This window comes from Pseudomonas sp. O39, assembly GCF_045447295.1.
In the GTDB taxonomy this organism is placed as follows: domain Bacteria; phylum Pseudomonadota; class Gammaproteobacteria; order Pseudomonadales; family Pseudomonadaceae; genus Aquipseudomonas; species Aquipseudomonas antarctica_A.
Genome location: NZ_JBJGXV010000018.1, coordinates 15085 through 30605, shown reverse-complemented (window position 1 = coordinate 30605; position 15521 = coordinate 15085). Strand labels below are relative to the sequence as shown.

At 61.7% G+C, this 15521-nt stretch carries 15 protein-coding genes; 11 read left to right on the top strand and 4 right to left on the bottom strand.

Annotated elements, in window-relative coordinates:
* Positions 1 to 99 precede the first annotated feature (99 nt).
* The 9 genes from nuoG to ACI77D_RS20760 all read left to right on the top strand — a co-directional run bounded on the left by nuoG (position 100) and on the right by ACI77D_RS20760 (position 11937).
* Positions 100 to 2814 carry an NADH-quinone oxidoreductase subunit NuoG gene (nuoG, locus tag ACI77D_RS20800; protein ID WP_221295077.1) on the top strand — a complete coding sequence of 905 codons (2715 nt, stop codon included), beginning with the start codon at positions 100 to 102 and terminating at the stop codon, positions 2812 to 2814.
* Positions 2811 to 3818, top strand: coding sequence for an NADH-quinone oxidoreductase subunit NuoH (gene nuoH, locus ACI77D_RS20795; RefSeq protein ID WP_053256843.1), 1008 nt, complete (start codon positions 2811 to 2813; stop codon positions 3816 to 3818). The genes nuoG and nuoH overlap by 4 nt, the downstream gene beginning before the upstream one ends.
* A gap of 11 nt (positions 3819 to 3829) precedes the next feature.
* The gene (gene nuoI / locus ACI77D_RS20790; protein WP_003174725.1) at positions 3830 to 4378 is read left to right on the top strand and encodes an NADH-quinone oxidoreductase subunit NuoI; all 549 of its coding nucleotides are present in this window, start codon (positions 3830 to 3832) and stop codon (positions 4376 to 4378) included.
* 9 nt (positions 4379 to 4387) lie between these two features.
* Positions 4388 to 4891, top strand: a complete 504-nt coding sequence (gene nuoJ / locus ACI77D_RS20785; protein WP_003174726.1) for an NADH-quinone oxidoreductase subunit J — start codon at positions 4388 to 4390, stop codon at positions 4889 to 4891.
* 2 nt (positions 4892 to 4893) lie between these two features.
* Entirely contained in the window at positions 4894 to 5202 is a 309-nt protein-coding gene (nuoK, locus tag ACI77D_RS20780; protein ID WP_003174727.1) for an NADH-quinone oxidoreductase subunit NuoK, read from the top strand.
* Entirely contained in the window at positions 5199 to 7052 is a 1854-nt protein-coding gene (gene nuoL / locus ACI77D_RS20775) for an NADH-quinone oxidoreductase subunit L (RefSeq protein ID WP_064452905.1), read from the top strand. The genes nuoK and nuoL overlap by 4 nt, the downstream gene beginning before the upstream one ends.
* 40 nt (positions 7053 to 7092) lie before the next feature.
* On the top strand, positions 7093 to 8625 hold the full coding sequence (gene nuoM, locus ACI77D_RS20770; protein WP_064452906.1) for an NADH-quinone oxidoreductase subunit M: 1533 nt from the start codon (positions 7093 to 7095) through the stop codon (positions 8623 to 8625).
* 7 nt (positions 8626 to 8632) lie between these two features.
* The gene (gene nuoN, locus ACI77D_RS20765; RefSeq protein WP_053256846.1) at positions 8633 to 10096 is read left to right on the top strand and encodes an NADH-quinone oxidoreductase subunit NuoN; all 1464 of its coding nucleotides are present in this window, start codon (positions 8633 to 8635) and stop codon (positions 10094 to 10096) included.
* A 245-nt stretch (positions 10097 to 10341) separates the two neighbouring features.
* On the top strand, positions 10342 to 11937 hold the full coding sequence (locus ACI77D_RS20760; protein WP_407017390.1) for a gamma-glutamyltransferase family protein: 1596 nt from the start codon (positions 10342 to 10344) through the stop codon (positions 11935 to 11937).
* Positions 11938 to 12043: 106 nt separating this feature from the next.
* Here the strand turns inward: ACI77D_RS20760 and ACI77D_RS20755 are convergent, their stop codons facing one another.
* Positions 12044 to 12877 carry an arylamine N-acetyltransferase gene (locus ACI77D_RS20755; RefSeq protein WP_262665232.1) on the bottom strand — a complete coding sequence of 278 codons (834 nt, stop codon included), beginning with the start codon at positions 12875 to 12877 and terminating at the stop codon, positions 12044 to 12046.
* Between the two features lie 120 nt (positions 12878 to 12997).
* Here ACI77D_RS20755 and ACI77D_RS20750 point away from each other — a divergent pair, with 120 nt between their 5' ends.
* On the top strand, positions 12998 to 13234 hold the full coding sequence (locus ACI77D_RS20750) for a DUF6555 family protein (RefSeq protein ID WP_064452909.1): 237 nt from the start codon (positions 12998 to 13000) through the stop codon (positions 13232 to 13234).
* A gap of 43 nt (positions 13235 to 13277) precedes the next feature.
* Here the strand turns inward: ACI77D_RS20750 and ACI77D_RS20745 are convergent, their stop codons facing one another.
* Both ACI77D_RS20745 and ACI77D_RS20740 read right to left on the bottom strand, forming a co-directional pair.
* Entirely contained in the window at positions 13278 to 13478 is a 201-nt protein-coding gene (locus ACI77D_RS20745) for a DUF6021 family protein (protein ID WP_128587971.1), read from the bottom strand.
* 14 nt (positions 13479 to 13492) lie between these two features.
* Positions 13493 to 13669 (bottom strand): hypothetical protein, encoded by a 177-nt coding sequence (locus ACI77D_RS20740; RefSeq protein ID WP_407017389.1) that lies wholly within the window; start codon positions 13667 to 13669, stop codon positions 13493 to 13495.
* 126 nt (positions 13670 to 13795) lie between these two features.
* Here ACI77D_RS20740 and ACI77D_RS20735 point away from each other — a divergent pair, with 126 nt between their 5' ends.
* On the top strand, positions 13796 to 14317 hold the full coding sequence (locus tag ACI77D_RS20735) for a DUF3087 domain-containing protein (RefSeq protein WP_064452911.1): 522 nt from the start codon (positions 13796 to 13798) through the stop codon (positions 14315 to 14317).
* 15 nt (positions 14318 to 14332) lie between these two features.
* Here the strand turns inward: ACI77D_RS20735 and ACI77D_RS20730 are convergent, their stop codons facing one another.
* Positions 14333 to 15460, bottom strand: coding sequence for an MFS transporter (locus ACI77D_RS20730; RefSeq protein WP_407017388.1), 1128 nt, complete (start codon positions 15458 to 15460; stop codon positions 14333 to 14335).
* Between the last annotated feature and the right edge of the window lie 61 nt (positions 15461 to 15521).

The following is a 15521-nucleotide window of genomic DNA, read 5'->3' as shown; positions in this document are numbered from 1 at the left end:
CTCATGTGCTGACGCCTTTATGGCTGTGTAGATGCACATGAATAACAAGATTCCATTAGCCACGCCCGCTGACAACGGGCCAACGAAGAACTTTGAACCATGGCCACTATCCACGTAGACGGCAAAGCGCTCGAAGTCGATGGGGCAGACAACCTGTTACAGGCATGTCTCTCACTAGGCCTCGACATCCCTTATTTCTGCTGGCACCCAGCCCTTGGTAGCGTCGGTGCCTGTCGCCAGTGTGCGGTCAAGCAGTACACCGACGAGAACGACACCCGTGGTCGTATCGTCATGTCCTGCATGACACCCGCCACCGACAACACCTGGATCTCCATCGAAGATGAAGAATCCAAGGCGTTCCGCGCCAGCGTTGTCGAATGGCTGATGACCAACCACCCCCACGACTGCCCGGTCTGTGAGGAAGGCGGTCACTGCCACCTGCAAGACATGACGGTGATGACCGGCCACAACGAGCGCCGTTATCGCTTCACCAAGCGTACCCACCAGAACCAGGACCTCGGCCCGTTCATTTCCCACGAAATGAACCGCTGCATCGCCTGCTACCGTTGCGTGCGTTTCTATAAAGACTACGCCGGCGGCACCGACCTGGGCGTATTTGGCGCCCACGACAACGTGTACTTCGGTCGCGTTGAAGACGGCGTGCTCGAAAGCGAGTTCTCCGGCAACCTCACCGAGGTCTGCCCGACCGGTGTGTTCACCGACAAGACGCACTCCGAGCGCTACAACCGTAAGTGGGACATGCAGTTCGCGCCGAGCATCTGCCATGGCTGCTCCAGCGGTTGCAATATTTCCCCGGGCGAGCGCTACGGCGAATTGCGTCGGATCGAAAACCGCTTCAACGGTTCGGTCAACCAGTACTTCCTGTGCGACCGTGGCCGTTTCGGCTATGGCTACGTCAACCGCGAAGACCGCCCACGCCAGCCGCTGTTGGCAGGTGGCGCCAAGCTGAACACCGACGAAGCACTGGATAAAGCCGCCGATCTGTTGCGCGGCCGCAATATCGTTGGTATCGGTTCGCCACGCGCCAGCCTCGAAAGCAACTTCGCGTTGCGCGAACTGGTCGGCGCCGAGCACTTCTACTCCGGTATCGAAGCCGCTGAGCTGGAGCGCATTCGCCTGGTCCTGCAGGTGCTGAACGACAGCCCGCTGCCGGTACCGAACATGCGCGACATCGAAGACCACGACGCGATCTTTGTCCTCGGTGAAGACCTGACCCAGACCGCCGCGCGTATCGCGTTGTCCCTGCGCCAGTCGGTCAAAGGCAAAGCCGAAGACATGGCCGAGGCTATGCGCGTACAGCCCTGGCTCGACGCCGCCGTGAAAAACATCGGCCAGCACGCGCTGAACCCGCTGTTTATCGCAAGCCTGGCTGAGACCAAGCTCGACGACATCGCCGAAGAGTGCGTCCACGCAGCGCCTGACGACCTGGCGCGCATCGGTTTCGCCGTGGCCCACGCCCTGGACGCCAGCGCACCTGCCGTCGAAGGCCTGGACACTGAAGCCGTTGAACTGGCCCAGCGCATCGCCGACGCCCTGCTGGCGGCCAAGCGCCCGCTGATCATTGCTGGCACCTCGTTGGGTTCCAAAGCGCTGATCGAAGCGGCTGCCAACATCGCTAAAGCCCTGAAGCTGCGCGACAAGAACGGTTCCATCAGCCTGGTCGTGCCGGAAGCCAACAGCCTTGGCCTGGCCATGCTCGGTGGCGAGTCACTGGACGCCGCGCTGCAAGCCGTCACTGACGGCAAAGCCGACGCCATCGTGGTACTGGAAAACGACCTGTACACCCGCACGGATTCGGCCAAGGTCGACGCCGCGCTGGACGCCGCCAAAGTGCTGATCGTTGCCGACCACCAGAAGACCGCGACCAGCGAGCGTGCCGACCTGGTGCTGCCAGCCGCCACCTTCGCCGAAGGCGACGGTACCCTGGTCAGCCAGGAAGGCCGCGCCCAGCGCTTCTTCCAGGTGTTCGATCCGAAGTACATGGACGCCAGCATCCTGGTTCACGAAGGCTGGCGCTGGCTGCATGCCCTGCGCTCGACCCTGCTGAACCAGCCGCTCGACTGGACCCAGCTCGACCACGTCACCGCAGCCGCCGCCGCAAGTGCCCCGCAACTGGCGCGCATTGTCGACGCTGCACCGTCCGCCGCGTTCCGCATCAAGGGCATGAAACTGGCCCGTGAACCGCTGCGTTACTCCGGCCGTACCGCCATGCGTGCTGATATCAGCGTGCACGAACCGCGTACGCCGCAGGACAACGACACCGCGTTCGCCTTCTCCATGGAAGGTTACTCGGGTTCGGTCGAGCCGCGTCAACAGGTGCCATTTGCCTGGTCGCCGGGCTGGAACTCGCCGCAGGCCTGGAACAAGTTCCAGGACGAAGTCGGTGGTCATATCCGCGCTGGCGACCCGGGCACCCGCCTGATCGAAAGCACCGGTGATTCGCTGAACTGGTTCGCCGCCGTACCGCGCCCGTTCAACCCGGCCCAGGGCACCTGGCAGGTTGTGCCGTTCTTCCACCTGTTCGGCAGCGAAGAAACCTCTTCCAAAGCCGCGCCGGTACAAGAGCGCATTCCGGCCGCCTACGTGTCCGTAGCCAAGTCCGAAGCCGACCGCCTGGGCGTCAACGACGGTGCCCTGCTCAGCTTGAACGTCGGTGGCAAGACCCTGCGTCTGCCGCTGCGCATCAACGACGAGTTGGGTGCCGGCCTGGTTGCACTGCCGAAAGGCCTCGCCGGTATCCCGCCTGCGATCTTTGGCCAAACCGTTGACGGTCTGCAGGAGGCAGCGCAATGACCTGGTTCACCCCTGAAGTGATCGACGTGATCATCTCGGTCGTCAAGGCCATCGTGATCCTGTTGGCCGTGGTCGTCGCGGGCGCCCTGCTCAGCTTCGTCGAACGTCGCCTGCTGGGCTGGTGGCAGGACCGTTACGGTCCGAACCGCGTTGGCCCGTTCGGTATGTTCCAAATCGCTGCCGACATGCTGAAAATGTTCTTCAAGGAAGACTGGACCCCGCCGTTTGCCGACAAGGTGATCTTCACCCTGGCACCGGTCGTGGCCATGAGCGCCTTGCTGATTGCCTTCGCCGTCATCCCGATCACCCCGACCTGGGGCGTGGCGGACCTGAACATCGGCTTGCTGTTCTTCTTCGCCATGGCCGGTCTGTCGGTCTACGCGGTGCTGTTCGCGGGTTGGTCGAGTAACAACAAGTTCGCCCTGCTGGGCAGCTTGCGGGCTTCGGCCCAGACCGTGTCCTACGAAGTGTTCATGGGCCTCGCGCTGATGGGCATCGTGGTGCAGGTCGGCTCGTTCAACATGCGCGACATCGTCGAGTACCAGGCGCAGAACCTGTGGTTCATCATTCCGCAGTTCTTCGGCTTCTGCACCTTCTTCATCGCTGGCGTCGCCGTGACTCACCGTCACCCGTTCGACCAGCCGGAAGCGGAACAGGAACTGGCCGACGGTTACCACATTGAATACGCCGGCATGAAATGGGGCATGTTCTTCGTTGGCGAATACATCGGCATCATCTTGATCTCGGCCCTGCTGGTCACGCTGTTCTTCGGCGGCTGGCACGGTCCGTTCAACATCCTGCCGCAACTGGCGTTCTTCTGGTTTTTCTTGAAGACGGCGTTCTTCATCATGCTGTTCATCCTGCTGCGCGCTTCTATCCCGCGCCCACGCTATGACCAGGTGATGGATTTCAGCTGGAGATTCTGCCTGCCGCTGACCCTGATCAATTTGCTGGTGACGGCTGCTGTTGTGTTGTTGAACACGCCAGCCGGCGCGGTTCAGTGAGGATTTGACCCATGTTCAAATATATTGGCGACATCGTTAAGGGTACTGGTACCCAGTTGCGAAGCCTGGTGATGGTGTTCGGTCACGGCTTCCGCAAACGCGACACCCTGCAATACCCGGAAGAAGCGGTGTACCTGCCGCCGCGCTATCGCGGCCGTATCGTGCTGACCCGCGACCCCGATGGCGAAGAGCGTTGTGTAGCCTGCAACCTGTGCGCCGTGGCGTGCCCGGTGGGTTGCATCTCCCTGCAGAAAGCTGAAACCGAAGACGGTCGCTGGTACCCGGACTTCTTCCGCATCAACTTCTCGCGCTGCATTTTCTGCGGCCTCTGCGAGGAAGCTTGCCCGACCACCGCGATCCAGCTGACACCGGATTTCGAGATGGCCGAGTTCAAACGTCAGGACCTGGTGTACGAGAAAGAAGATCTGTTGATCTCTGGTCCCGGTAAAAACCCTGATTACAACTTCTATCGTGTTGCAGGTATGGCCGTTGCCGGTAAGCCGAAAGGCGCCGCACAAAACGAAGCCGAGCCGATCAACGTGAAGAGCTTGCTGCCTTAAGGAAGAAAGATGGAATTCGCTTTCTATTTCGCATCGGGTATTGCAGTGGTGTCCACGCTTCGCGTGATCACCAACACCAACCCCGTGCACGCCCTGCTCTACCTGATCATTTCGCTGATCGCCGTGGCCATGACCTTCTTCAGCCTCGGCGCACCGTTCGCCGGTGTCCTGGAAGTGATTGCCTACGCTGGCGCCATCATGGTGCTGTTCGTGTTTGTGGTGATGATGCTCAACCTGGGGCCGGCTTCGGTCGCCCAGGAACGTGTCTGGCTCAAACCCGGCATCTGGCTTGGCCCGGTTGTCCTGGCAGCCCTGCTGCTGGGTGAACTGCTGTATGTGCTGTTCGCTCACCAGAGCGGCCAGGCCATCGGCCACACCACCGTAGACGCGAAGGCCGTGGGCATCAGCCTGTTCGGCCCGTACCTGCTGGTGGTTGAACTGGCTTCGATGCTGCTGCTCGCGGCAGCCATCACCGCCTTCCACTTGGGCCGCAACGAAGCCAAGGAGCAATGACGATGCCTGCTATCCCTTTGGAGCATGGTCTGGCGGTCGCCGGCATCCTGTTCTGCCTTGGCCTGGTCGGCCTGATGGTCCGCCGTAACATTCTGTTCGTGTTGATGAGCCTGGAAATCATGATGAACGCCGCAGCACTGGCGTTCATCGTTGCGGGTGCACGTTGGGGCCAGCCGGATGGACAAGTCATGTTCATCCTGGTGATCAGCCTGGCAGCCGCCGAGGCCAGTATTGGCCTGGCGATCCTGCTGCAACTGTATCGTCGCTTCCACACGCTTGATATCGACGCTGCCAGTGAGATGCGCGGATGAACATGATCTTTCTGACTTTCGTATTTCCCCTGATCGGTTTCCTGCTGCTGTCGTTCTCCCGTGGACGCTGGTCGGAAAACCTTTCTGCCCTGGTGGGTGTGGGTTCCATCGGCCTGTCGGCGATTGTCGCCGCCTACGTCATCTGGCAGTTCAACGTGGCGCCGCCGGAAGGCGGCCACTACACCCTGGTGCTGTGGCAGTGGATGTCGGTGGAGGGCTTCAAGCCCAACTTCGCCCTCTACGTCGACGGCCTGTCGATCACCATGCTCGGCGTGGTCGTGGGTGTAGGCTTCCTGATCCACCTGTTCGCGTCCTGGTACATGCGCGGTGAAGCCGGTTACTCGCGCTTCTTCGCCTACACCAACCTGTTTATCGCCAGCATGCTGTTCCTGGTGCTGGGTGATAACCTGTTGTTCCTGTACTTCGGCTGGGAAGGCGTGGGCCTGTGCTCGTACCTGTTGATCGGTTTCTACTACAGCAACCGCAACAACGGTAACGCAGCACTCAAGGCCTTTATCGTCACCCGCATCGGCGACGTGTTCATGGCTATCGGCCTGTTCATCCTGTTCCAACAAGTGGGCACGCTGAACATCCAGGAACTGCTGGTGCTGGCACCGCAGAAGTTCCAGGTCGGTGACTTCTGGATCACCCTGGCGACCCTGATGCTGCTGGGTGGCGCTGTCGGTAAATCCGCACAGTTGCCGCTGCAAACCTGGCTGGCGGATGCGATGGCCGGTCCGACTCCGGTTTCGGCACTGATCCACGCCGCCACCATGGTGACCGCCGGTGTCTACCTGATCGCCCGTACCCACGGCCTGTTCACCCTGGCACCGGAAATCCTGCACCTGGTGGGCCTGGTTGGCGGCGTGACCCTGGTACTGGCCGGCTTCGCCGCGCTGGTGCAGACCGACATCAAGCGTATCCTCGCCTACTCGACCATGAGCCAGATCGGCTACATGTTCCTGGCCCTCGGCGTCGGCGCTTGGGACGCGGCGATCTTCCACCTGATGACCCACGCCTTCTTCAAGGCCCTGCTGTTCCTTGCTTCGGGTGCAGTCATCGTTGCCTGCCACCACGAGCAGAACATCTTCAAGATGGGCGGCCTGTGGAAGAAACTGCCGTTGGCCTACGCCAGCTTCATCGTCGGGGGTGCCGCGCTGGCCGCCCTGCCGTTGGTGACCGCCGGTTTCTACTCCAAAGACGAAATCCTCTGGGAAGCCTTTGCCAGCGGTAACCAGAACCTGCTGTACGCAGGCCTGGTGGGTGCGTTCATGACCTCGCTGTACACCTTCCGCCTGATCTTCATCACCTTCCACGGTGAAGCCAAGACCGAAGCACACGCAGGCCACGGCATCTCCCACTGGCTGCCACTGTCGGTGCTGATCATCCTGTCGACCTTCATCGGCGCCATGATCACCCCGCCACTGGCCGGTGTATTGCCTGAAAGCGCTGGCCATGCCGGCGGCGCTGCCAAGCACAGCCTGGAGATCGCCTCCGGCGCCATCGCCATCGCCGGTATCCTGCTGGCGGCCCTGCTGTTCCTCGGCAAGCGTCGCTTCGTCACCGCCGTCGCCAACAGTGGCATCGGCCGCTTCCTTTCGGCCTGGTGGTTCGCCGCCTGGGGCTTCGACTGGATCTACGACAAACTGTTCGTCAAGCCTTACCTTGCGATCAGCCATGTACTGCGCAGAGACCCGCTCGATCAGACCATCGGTTTGATCCCGCGTGCCGCCAAGGCCGGTCACACCGCCCTGAGCCGCAGCGAGACTGGCCAATTGCGTTGGTATGCAGCTTCCATGGCCGTGGGTGCCGTGCTGGTGATCGGCGCCATCGTGGTGGTGGCGGTATGACTATGAACTTTGCGAACTTGCGAAAGGAAACGAGCCCGTCATGATTCTGCCCTGGCTAATCCTGATCCCCTTTATCGGCGGCCTGCTCTGCTGGATGGGTGAACGCTTCGGCGCCACCCTCCCCCGCTGGATTGCGTTGCTGACCATGTCCCTGGAACTCGCGCTCGGCCTCTGGCTGTGGGCCCATGGCGACTATTCATTTGCTCCGGCACCGGGTGCCGATCCCACCTTCGCGCTTGAGTTCAAGCACGTGTGGATCCAGCGCTTCGGCATCAACGTGCACCTGGCCCTCGACGGCCTGTCGCTGTTGATGATCCTGCTGACCGGCCTGCTGGGTATCCTCTCGGTACTCTGCTCCTGGAAAGAAATTCAGCGTCACGTGGGCTTCTTCCACCTGAACCTGATGTGGATCCTGGGCGGCGTTGTCGGCGTGTTCCTCGCCCTCGACCTGTTCATGTTCTTCTTCTTCTGGGAAATGATGCTGGTGCCGATGTACTTCCTCATCGCGCTCTGGGGTCACAGTTCTTCGGATGGCAAGAAAACCCGGATCTACGCGGCGACCAAGTTCTTCATCTTCACCCAGGCTTCCGGCCTGATCATGTTGGTGGCGATCCTGGGTCTGGTACTGGTCAACTTCAACAGCACGGGCGTGATCACGTTCAACTACGCCGACCTGTTGAAAACCAAGATGTCCCTGACCACCGAGTACATCCTGATGCTGGGCTTCTTCATCGCGTTCGCGGTGAAGCTGCCGGTGGTGCCGTTCCACTCCTGGCTGCCTGATGCTCACGCCCAGGCGCCGACCGCAGGTTCTGTGGACCTGGCCGGTATCCTGCTGAAAACTGCGGCCTACGGCCTGCTGCGTTTCGCCCTGCCGCTGTTCCCGAATGCCTCGGCCGAGTTTGCGCCGATCGCCATGACCCTGGGTCTGATCGGGATCTTCTACGGCGCGTTCCTGGCCTTCGCCCAAACCGACATCAAGCGTCTGATCGCCTTCTCGTCCGTTTCCCACATGGGTTTCGTACTGATCGGCATCTACTCCGGCAGCCAGCTGGCGTTGCAAGGCGCAGTGATCCAGATGTTGGCCCACGGTGTTTCGGCCGCCGCGCTGTTTATCCTCAGTGGCCAGTTGTACGAGCGTCTGCACACCCGCGACATGCGTGAAATGGGTGGCGTGTGGTCGCGTATCGCTTACCTGCCGGCGATCAGCCTGTTCTTCGCCGCCGCATCGCTGGGCTTGCCGGGCACCGGCAACTTCATCGGCGAGTTCCTGATCCTGATGGGTTCGTTCGTGCACACACCGTGGATCAGCGCCATTGCTACTTCCGGCCTGGTGTTCGGTTCGGTTTACTCGCTGATCATGATCCACCGCGCCTATTTCGGCCCGGCCAAGTCCGACACCGTCCTGCAAGGGATGGATGCTCGCGAACTGATCATGGTGCTCGGCCTTGCGGTGCTGCTGATCTACATCGGCGTGTACCCGCAACCGTTCCTGGACACTTCTGCCGCGACGATGCATGGCGTGCAGCAGTGGTTCAGCACCGCCTTCACTCAACTCGCTTCGGCACGGTAAGAGCGCTATGGAATTCACGATCCAACACTTTATCGCGCTTGCGCCGCTGCTGATCACCAGCCTCACCATTGTGGTGGTGATGCTGGCGATCGCCTGGCGCCGCAATCACTCGCAAACGTTCCTGCTGTCCTGCGCCGGTTTGAACCTGGCCCTGCTGTCGATCATCCCGGCCCTTAAAGTCGCGCCACTGGCCGTGACCCCGCTGATGATGATCGATGACTTCGCGCTGCTGTATATCGCGTTGATCCTCGTAGCTACCCTGGCCTGCGTGACCCTCGCGCATGCCTACCTCGGCGAAGGCGGCACCGGCTACCCGGGCAACAAGGAAGAGCTGTACCTGCTGATCCTGCTGGCTGCGGCCGGTGGCATCGTGCTGGTCAGCGCGCAGCACCTGGCGGGCTTGTTCATCGGCCTGGAACTGCTGTCGATCCCGACTTACGGCCTGGTGGCCTACGCCTTCTTCAACAAGCGCTCCCTGGAAGCCGGCATCAAGTACATGGTGCTGTCGGCCGCCGGTTCCGCGTTCCTGTTGTTCGGTATGGCCCTGCTCTACGCAGAAGCCGGCAGCCTGAGCTTCACCGGTATCGGCCACGCCCTGGCGACTACCAGCATGCCTGCGCCAATCGCCCAGTTGGGCCTGGCCATGATGTTGATCGGCCTGGCGTTCAAGCTGTCCCTGGTGCCATTCCACCTGTGGACCCCGGACGTGTACGAAGGCGCCCCGGCGCCAGTGGCTGCGTTCCTGGCCACGGCGTCGAAGGTTGCAGTGTTTGCGGTGATGGTGCGTCTGTTCCAGATCTCCCCTGCCGCCAACACCGGTGTGCTGAGCAACGTGCTGACCGTGATCGCGATTGCGTCGATCCTGTTCGGTAACCTGCTGGCCCTGACCCAGAACAACCTCAAGCGTCTGCTCGGTTACTCCTCCATCGCCCACTTCGGCTACCTGCTGATCGCCCTGGTGGCGAGCAAAGGCCTGGCCGTGGAAGCGATTGGCGTGTACCTGGTCACCTACGTCATCACCAGCCTCGGCGCATTCGGCGTCATCACGCTGATGTCCTCGCCGTACAAAGGCCGTGACGCCGACGCCCTGTACGAATACCGCGGCCTGTTCTGGCGCCGTCCGTACCTGACCGCCGTACTCACCGTGATGATGCTGTCCCTGGCCGGCATCCCGCTGACCGCGGGCTTTATCGGCAAGTTCTACATCGTCGCTACCGGCGTTGAAGCGCACGAGTGGTGGTTGGTTGCCTCCCTGGTACTGGGCAGCGCCATCGGCGTGTTCTACTACCTGCGCGTGATGGTCACCCTGTACCTGATCGAGCCAAACCTGCGCCGTGTGGACGCCGAGCTGCACTGGGAACAGAAAGCCGGTGGCGTGATGCTGCTGGCAATCGCCCTGCTCGCGTTCTTCCTGGGTGTGTACCCACAACCGTTGCTCACCCTGGTGCAGCACGCGGTGCTGGGCGTTTGATCGCCTAGCGGGACGTTAGTCAACAAAACGGCGCCTTCGGGCGCCGTTTTGCATTCTGCAACACCGTATTGAGTCAGCGAGCCGGTGGCGCTGATCGAGCGCAAATCAGCTCGCAGAGCACGCCGATTGCGTTGCTGCCAGCCGGGCCAGCGGTGAGCAACTATCCTGTGTTTCAACCTGCTGGGGGACGGTTGACGTGACACCCCGGACCGCAACAACTGACCACTGCCGAAAGAGGGCCATGCATGTTTGATGATCTGGATTACAGCCAACCCTACGGGTCCGCGCGCTCGCCTGTGATGGGCAACAACATGGTCGCCTGTTCCCAGCCCCTGGCCGCTCAGGCGGGCCTGGAGATGCTGCGCAAAGGCGGCAATGCCATCGACGCAGCCATCGCCGCCGCCATGCTGCTGACCGTGGTTGAACCCACCGGTTGCGGCATTGGCAGCGACGCGTTCGCCATCGTCTGGGACGGGCAACAGCTGCAGGGCCTGAACGCCTCCGGCCGCTCGCCGGCAGGCTGGACACCCGAGCATTTCGCTGGCCACGCCGAAATGCCGCAGCGCGGCTGGGGCTCGGTGACCGTACCGGGTGCGGTGTCAGCCTGGGTCGCGTTGTCCGAACGCTACGGTAAATTGCCCTTTGCCACCCTGGCCGAACCGGCGATTGCCTATGCGCAGGACGGTTATCAGGTCACACCCATCATCAGCGAATTGTGGCGCCTGGGTGCCGAGCAACTGAAGGACCAGCCGGGTTTTGCCGAGTGCTTTTTACCCGGCGGCAAAGTACCTGCAGCTGGTGAGAAAGTCCGGCTCAAGGATCATGCAAACACCCTGAAGAGCATCGCCGACACCCAGGGCGAATCGTTTTACCGTGGCGAACTGGCCCACGCCATCATTGCCCATGCCCGCGCCAATGGCAGTGTCATGAGCCTGGAGGATCTGGCGACTCACCGCGTCGAATGGGTTGAAACCCTGTCGGTGCCTTACGCCGGCGCAGTGGTGCATGAATTGCCGCCCAACGGACAAGGCATCGCCACCTTGGCGGGGCTGACCCTGCTCGACGCGCTGGGTGTCGGCAAGCATCCGGTGGACAGCGTCGAGACGCTGCACCCGGTATTGGAGGCAATGAAATTGGCGTTGGCCGACCTCCAGCATTACGTCACCGACAGCGAGCATATGCAGGTCAAGCCTGCGCAATTACTCGACCCGACCTATTTGGCGGAACGTGCATCGCGAGTCAGCGAACACGCCGCCAACCCCGGCCACGGCTCACCCAAAGCGGGCGGTACGGTGTGTTTATCGACGGCAGACGAAAACGGCATGATGGTGTCGTTCATACAGTCCAACTACATGGGGTTCGGCTCGGGCGTTGTGGTGCCAGGCACCGGTATCAGCCTGCAAAACCGCGGCGCAGCCTTCACCCTTGAGCCGGGCCATGTGAATGCCGTTGCACCGGGCAAGCGGCCGTTTCACACAATCATCCCTGGCTTCGTCATGAATGCCGATGGCACGCCGCTGATGGCGTTTGGCTTGATGGGTGGGCCGATGCAGGCACAAGGGCACTTGCAAATGATGCTGCGCATCCTGCGCTACAAACAGAACCCGCAAGCCGCCGCCAATGCACCCCGCTGGAGGATCGAAGCCGGCCTGCAGGTATCCGTGGAGCGTGAGTTCGATCAACTGCTGGCGCAGGCCCTGCGTGCCAAAGGCCAGCTCATCGACTTCGAAGACCCCAGCGGCGTGTTCGCATTTGGCGGCGCTCAGATCATCCAGCGCACCCGGCATGGCTATGTGGGGGGCACCGATCCGCGCAAAGATGGATTGATTGCGGCGTATTAGATCGCTTCACTGCTGTGCATACCTGAGCGCTGTCAAAAAACAGCGCTCAGGTCACTGGGTTGTGTGCATCGACCTGGAGGTAAAACGGTTCAGCGAAGGTTCTATCTCAAGACGCCTGTGAGTTTGCGAGCACCAAGCCATCAAGCGTCTCGCGAAGCTGCGGATGGGCCGGCAGGCGAATGCCGAAGGTTTCATGCAGCAATGTCATCAGCTCCTCGGCACTCTCGATGGCGCGCTTCTCGCTCGGCTGGTCGAGACTGTGAAGCGCATAGTTGGCATTGTTCAACGTATGCCGTTTGCCCGGTGCCAGGCGCGCGGCCTTCAACTGCCCGACAAAGACTGACGCCGGGTGCGTCGACACGTACCAGTTGCCGATGAGGTAGTCCATGTCCGCCTGCACTTGCAGGTCGAACACATACAAACCACGCCACTCCTCGCCCACTTGGGTCCACAGGGTGTAGTCGGCGCCGTTGAACGTCAGGCGATAAGGTTCATGAGCAGTGGCCTGGACCGCTTCAGTGTCCAACTGCAACGGGCTGCTCGGCACCATGCCGCCAAAGCCCACATCGGTCACGTAACGCACGCCATCCAGTGTCACCAGGCTCAGGCGATGGGTACGCCCGGTGCGCGCCTCAGGCGGCCCGCCCATCACCACCCAGCCGGTCAGGCCTCGCGCGTCAAAGCCCAAGTCCTGCAGCAGCGCCAGAAACAGGTGGTTCAGCTCGAAGCAATACCCGCCGCGACCCTCCAGCAGCACTTTTTGCTCGATACTGGGCAAATCAATCGGCACCGGGGAGCGCAGCAACGTCGACAGGCTCTCGAACGCGAAGGTACACACATGGCGCAATTGCAGCGCCTGCAAGGTTTGCAGTGTGGGCGGTGGCGGCGAGTCATAGCCCAGGCGTTGCAGATAGAGCTGGCTGTGAGTCAGACGGGGCATGGCGCGATCCTTTAGCGCAGGGCGAAGCCGTCACTATGCCGCGACAGTGTGCGACTTGTCATTTTGAGTGAACCTTTTTGAACGCTTGCCTATCCATCTATAACAAGACAGGGAGGCAACATGAGTACCGCAAAAATCTACACCATCCAGTATCAGCTGCACGGTCAACCGAAGTCCTTTGTAGTGCGCGCCGAGGTAATGAATAACGCCGAGGCCTGGCATTGGGCGGCGGTCGACGCCGACATCGCGCATGTCAGCCGCATTGGGCGCGTGGGTCACGAACAGGTGAAAAAAACCACCCGCCCCTGGGCGGAGAAGTTCGGCATTACCGACGTCATCTGGGTTGCACCCAAGTAAATACGTCCACGCAAGCACCCGCCCCGCAACAGCGGGGCTGGCTTTACTTCTTCAAGTCGCCCAACGGATCGTAGGGCGGCTTTTTTTCGGCCGGTTCTTTCTTGCCCTTGTCCAAGGGCGCGATAGCCGGGCCAATCGGGTCAACCTGAGGGTCGGCCACGTCGGGGGAATCCGGGTCGAAGCCCAGTTCATCCTTGCCGCTGGCGTGCTCGCTGGATCGCGGGCCTTTTGGGGGATTAGTCACGACAACCTCCTTAGTTAAAGCGGGCGCGCTTTGTCATGCAGGTTTTCCAGGTCTTGCTCAACCTGCTCCTCATCATCGTCCTGACGCTCCGCCGGGGCGTTGGGGCGCAACGCATCGTTGTCGCGCTCCTCCTCGCCGGGTGTGCGGTCAGGGTTGGGCGTGCCAGGTGGTGGTTGTTTGTAGTCGGGCATGGTGGTTCACCTCACGGGGGTTGGTGGCCTACCTGGAATTAGAGAAAGCGCCAGGCGCCATCGTTCAACTTGTTTGCCCAAAGCATGCGAAGATGCCACCCCGCTTCTTCTTGAGACCTGACCCGGATGTTCGAGCTCAAACCCTGCGACCCTGTTACCTACCGCCAACAAACGCGACGCAGCACGATTATCGTGGCCGTGCTGTTCATCGCCCTGGCGATGCTGTTGTCGAGCCTGGCAGTGATGCTGTTCGGCGAACCCGGCGGTGATAACTTTCGCTTCAATGTCGGCGGCGTGTTTGCCGGGGTATTGATCACGCTCGCGCTGGTCCGCGGCCCGTTCTGGACCCAGCCCTGGCTTGCACCCGCGGTATATGGCTGGCGGCTCAAACGCAGCCTGATGAGCGTGACCAATGTGATGCACAAGGTCACTGAACGCGTGCAAGCCAACGATCCGACGGCGATCAAGGTGCTGCGGTTCTACCACCTGGGGCTGACACAGATGCATGAGCTGGATGCCAATTCCAGCGCCCAGGCGCAACTGGTCGGTGAAATCGACGCACACAAGGCAAAGATGCAGGCGCTGGGGATCGACACCGAGCAAACCCGCTTCGACCCGGCATGGATGGACCGTTTTAAAAGCGCTTGAGCGCACACGCCTCAGTCAGGCGCTGACCTTTGCCCGCCAGCAGAACACCGCGCTCACCGCAATCGCTGCACCCGCCAGGCCAAACACCCAGGGCGCCGACGTCACCGGCAGCAACAGGCCCGCCATCAGCGGCCCGAGGCCAGCGCCGACATCGCGCCACACCGCATTGGACGCCAGGGCCGAAACGCGCATCGAGCCTGGGTTGCGCTCGGCCACCAAGGTGGTGACCAGCGGCAGTTGCAACGCGCGTAACACCAGCACTGCCGCCGCGCCGACGATCACCCAATAACTGCCGAACGCGGTCAGGGCCAAGGCACTCAAAAACGAGAACAGCAGCAGCATCGAGGTGGCGCCAAAGCGTTGCGCCGCCCGGCCACCCAGTGGGCTCAGGAGCATTTCCGAGGCATAGCGCAGGGCCATCAAGCCACCAGCGACCAGCACCGCGTCGCCGCCGAGCATCTTCTGGGCCTGGATCGACAGGCCAAAGATAAACAGCCCGTCCAGCGCCACGCCTTCGATAAATGACCAGGTCGCTACGCTGTCCGGCCACTTGAAGCGGCGCCCCGTGCTGTGCAAATCATGCCCGCTGGTGGGCAAACCGCGCGCCGCCCACACGCCCACCAGGCAGCAGCCTGCGAGAATCAGGAAGATCGGACGCGGCCCGGCCCATAAGGTCAACCAGCCGCCCAGCGGCAGCGCCAGCATCGGCCCCAGGGCAATCACCGCCCGTGAGCGCCCTGCCCTGCGCGCTGCGCCCGCAGGCTCCGAAGTCGCCAACACTTGCGTCGACAGGTTCAACGCGGCGAAACACAGGCCCCAGATCAGCCGCAACCCCAACAATGCGGCAAAACCCGACAACATCGAGTTGCCCAAGGCGCACACCGTCGCCGCGCCGGCGGCGATCATGCAGGTCAGGCGATCGCCGTTACGCGCATAGAAATTCAAGACATGTCGGTAGCCGAAAATCCGCACCAGGCGGTTGGCCGCCAGCAACACCCCGGCCTGGGCCAACGTGATGCCGAAGGCCTGGGACTCCATGGGCAGGAGCAGGTACAGCAACACGTCACTGGGCAGGCATAACGCAAGGGTCAGTGCGGCGCGTCGGGACGTGCTATCAGCAGTGCGTTGGGCCAGGCTGGACATAAATCTGAAATATCCCGAAACATTCAGGCCGCCACGTTAGCGTTGCCGACGCTGCTTTTAC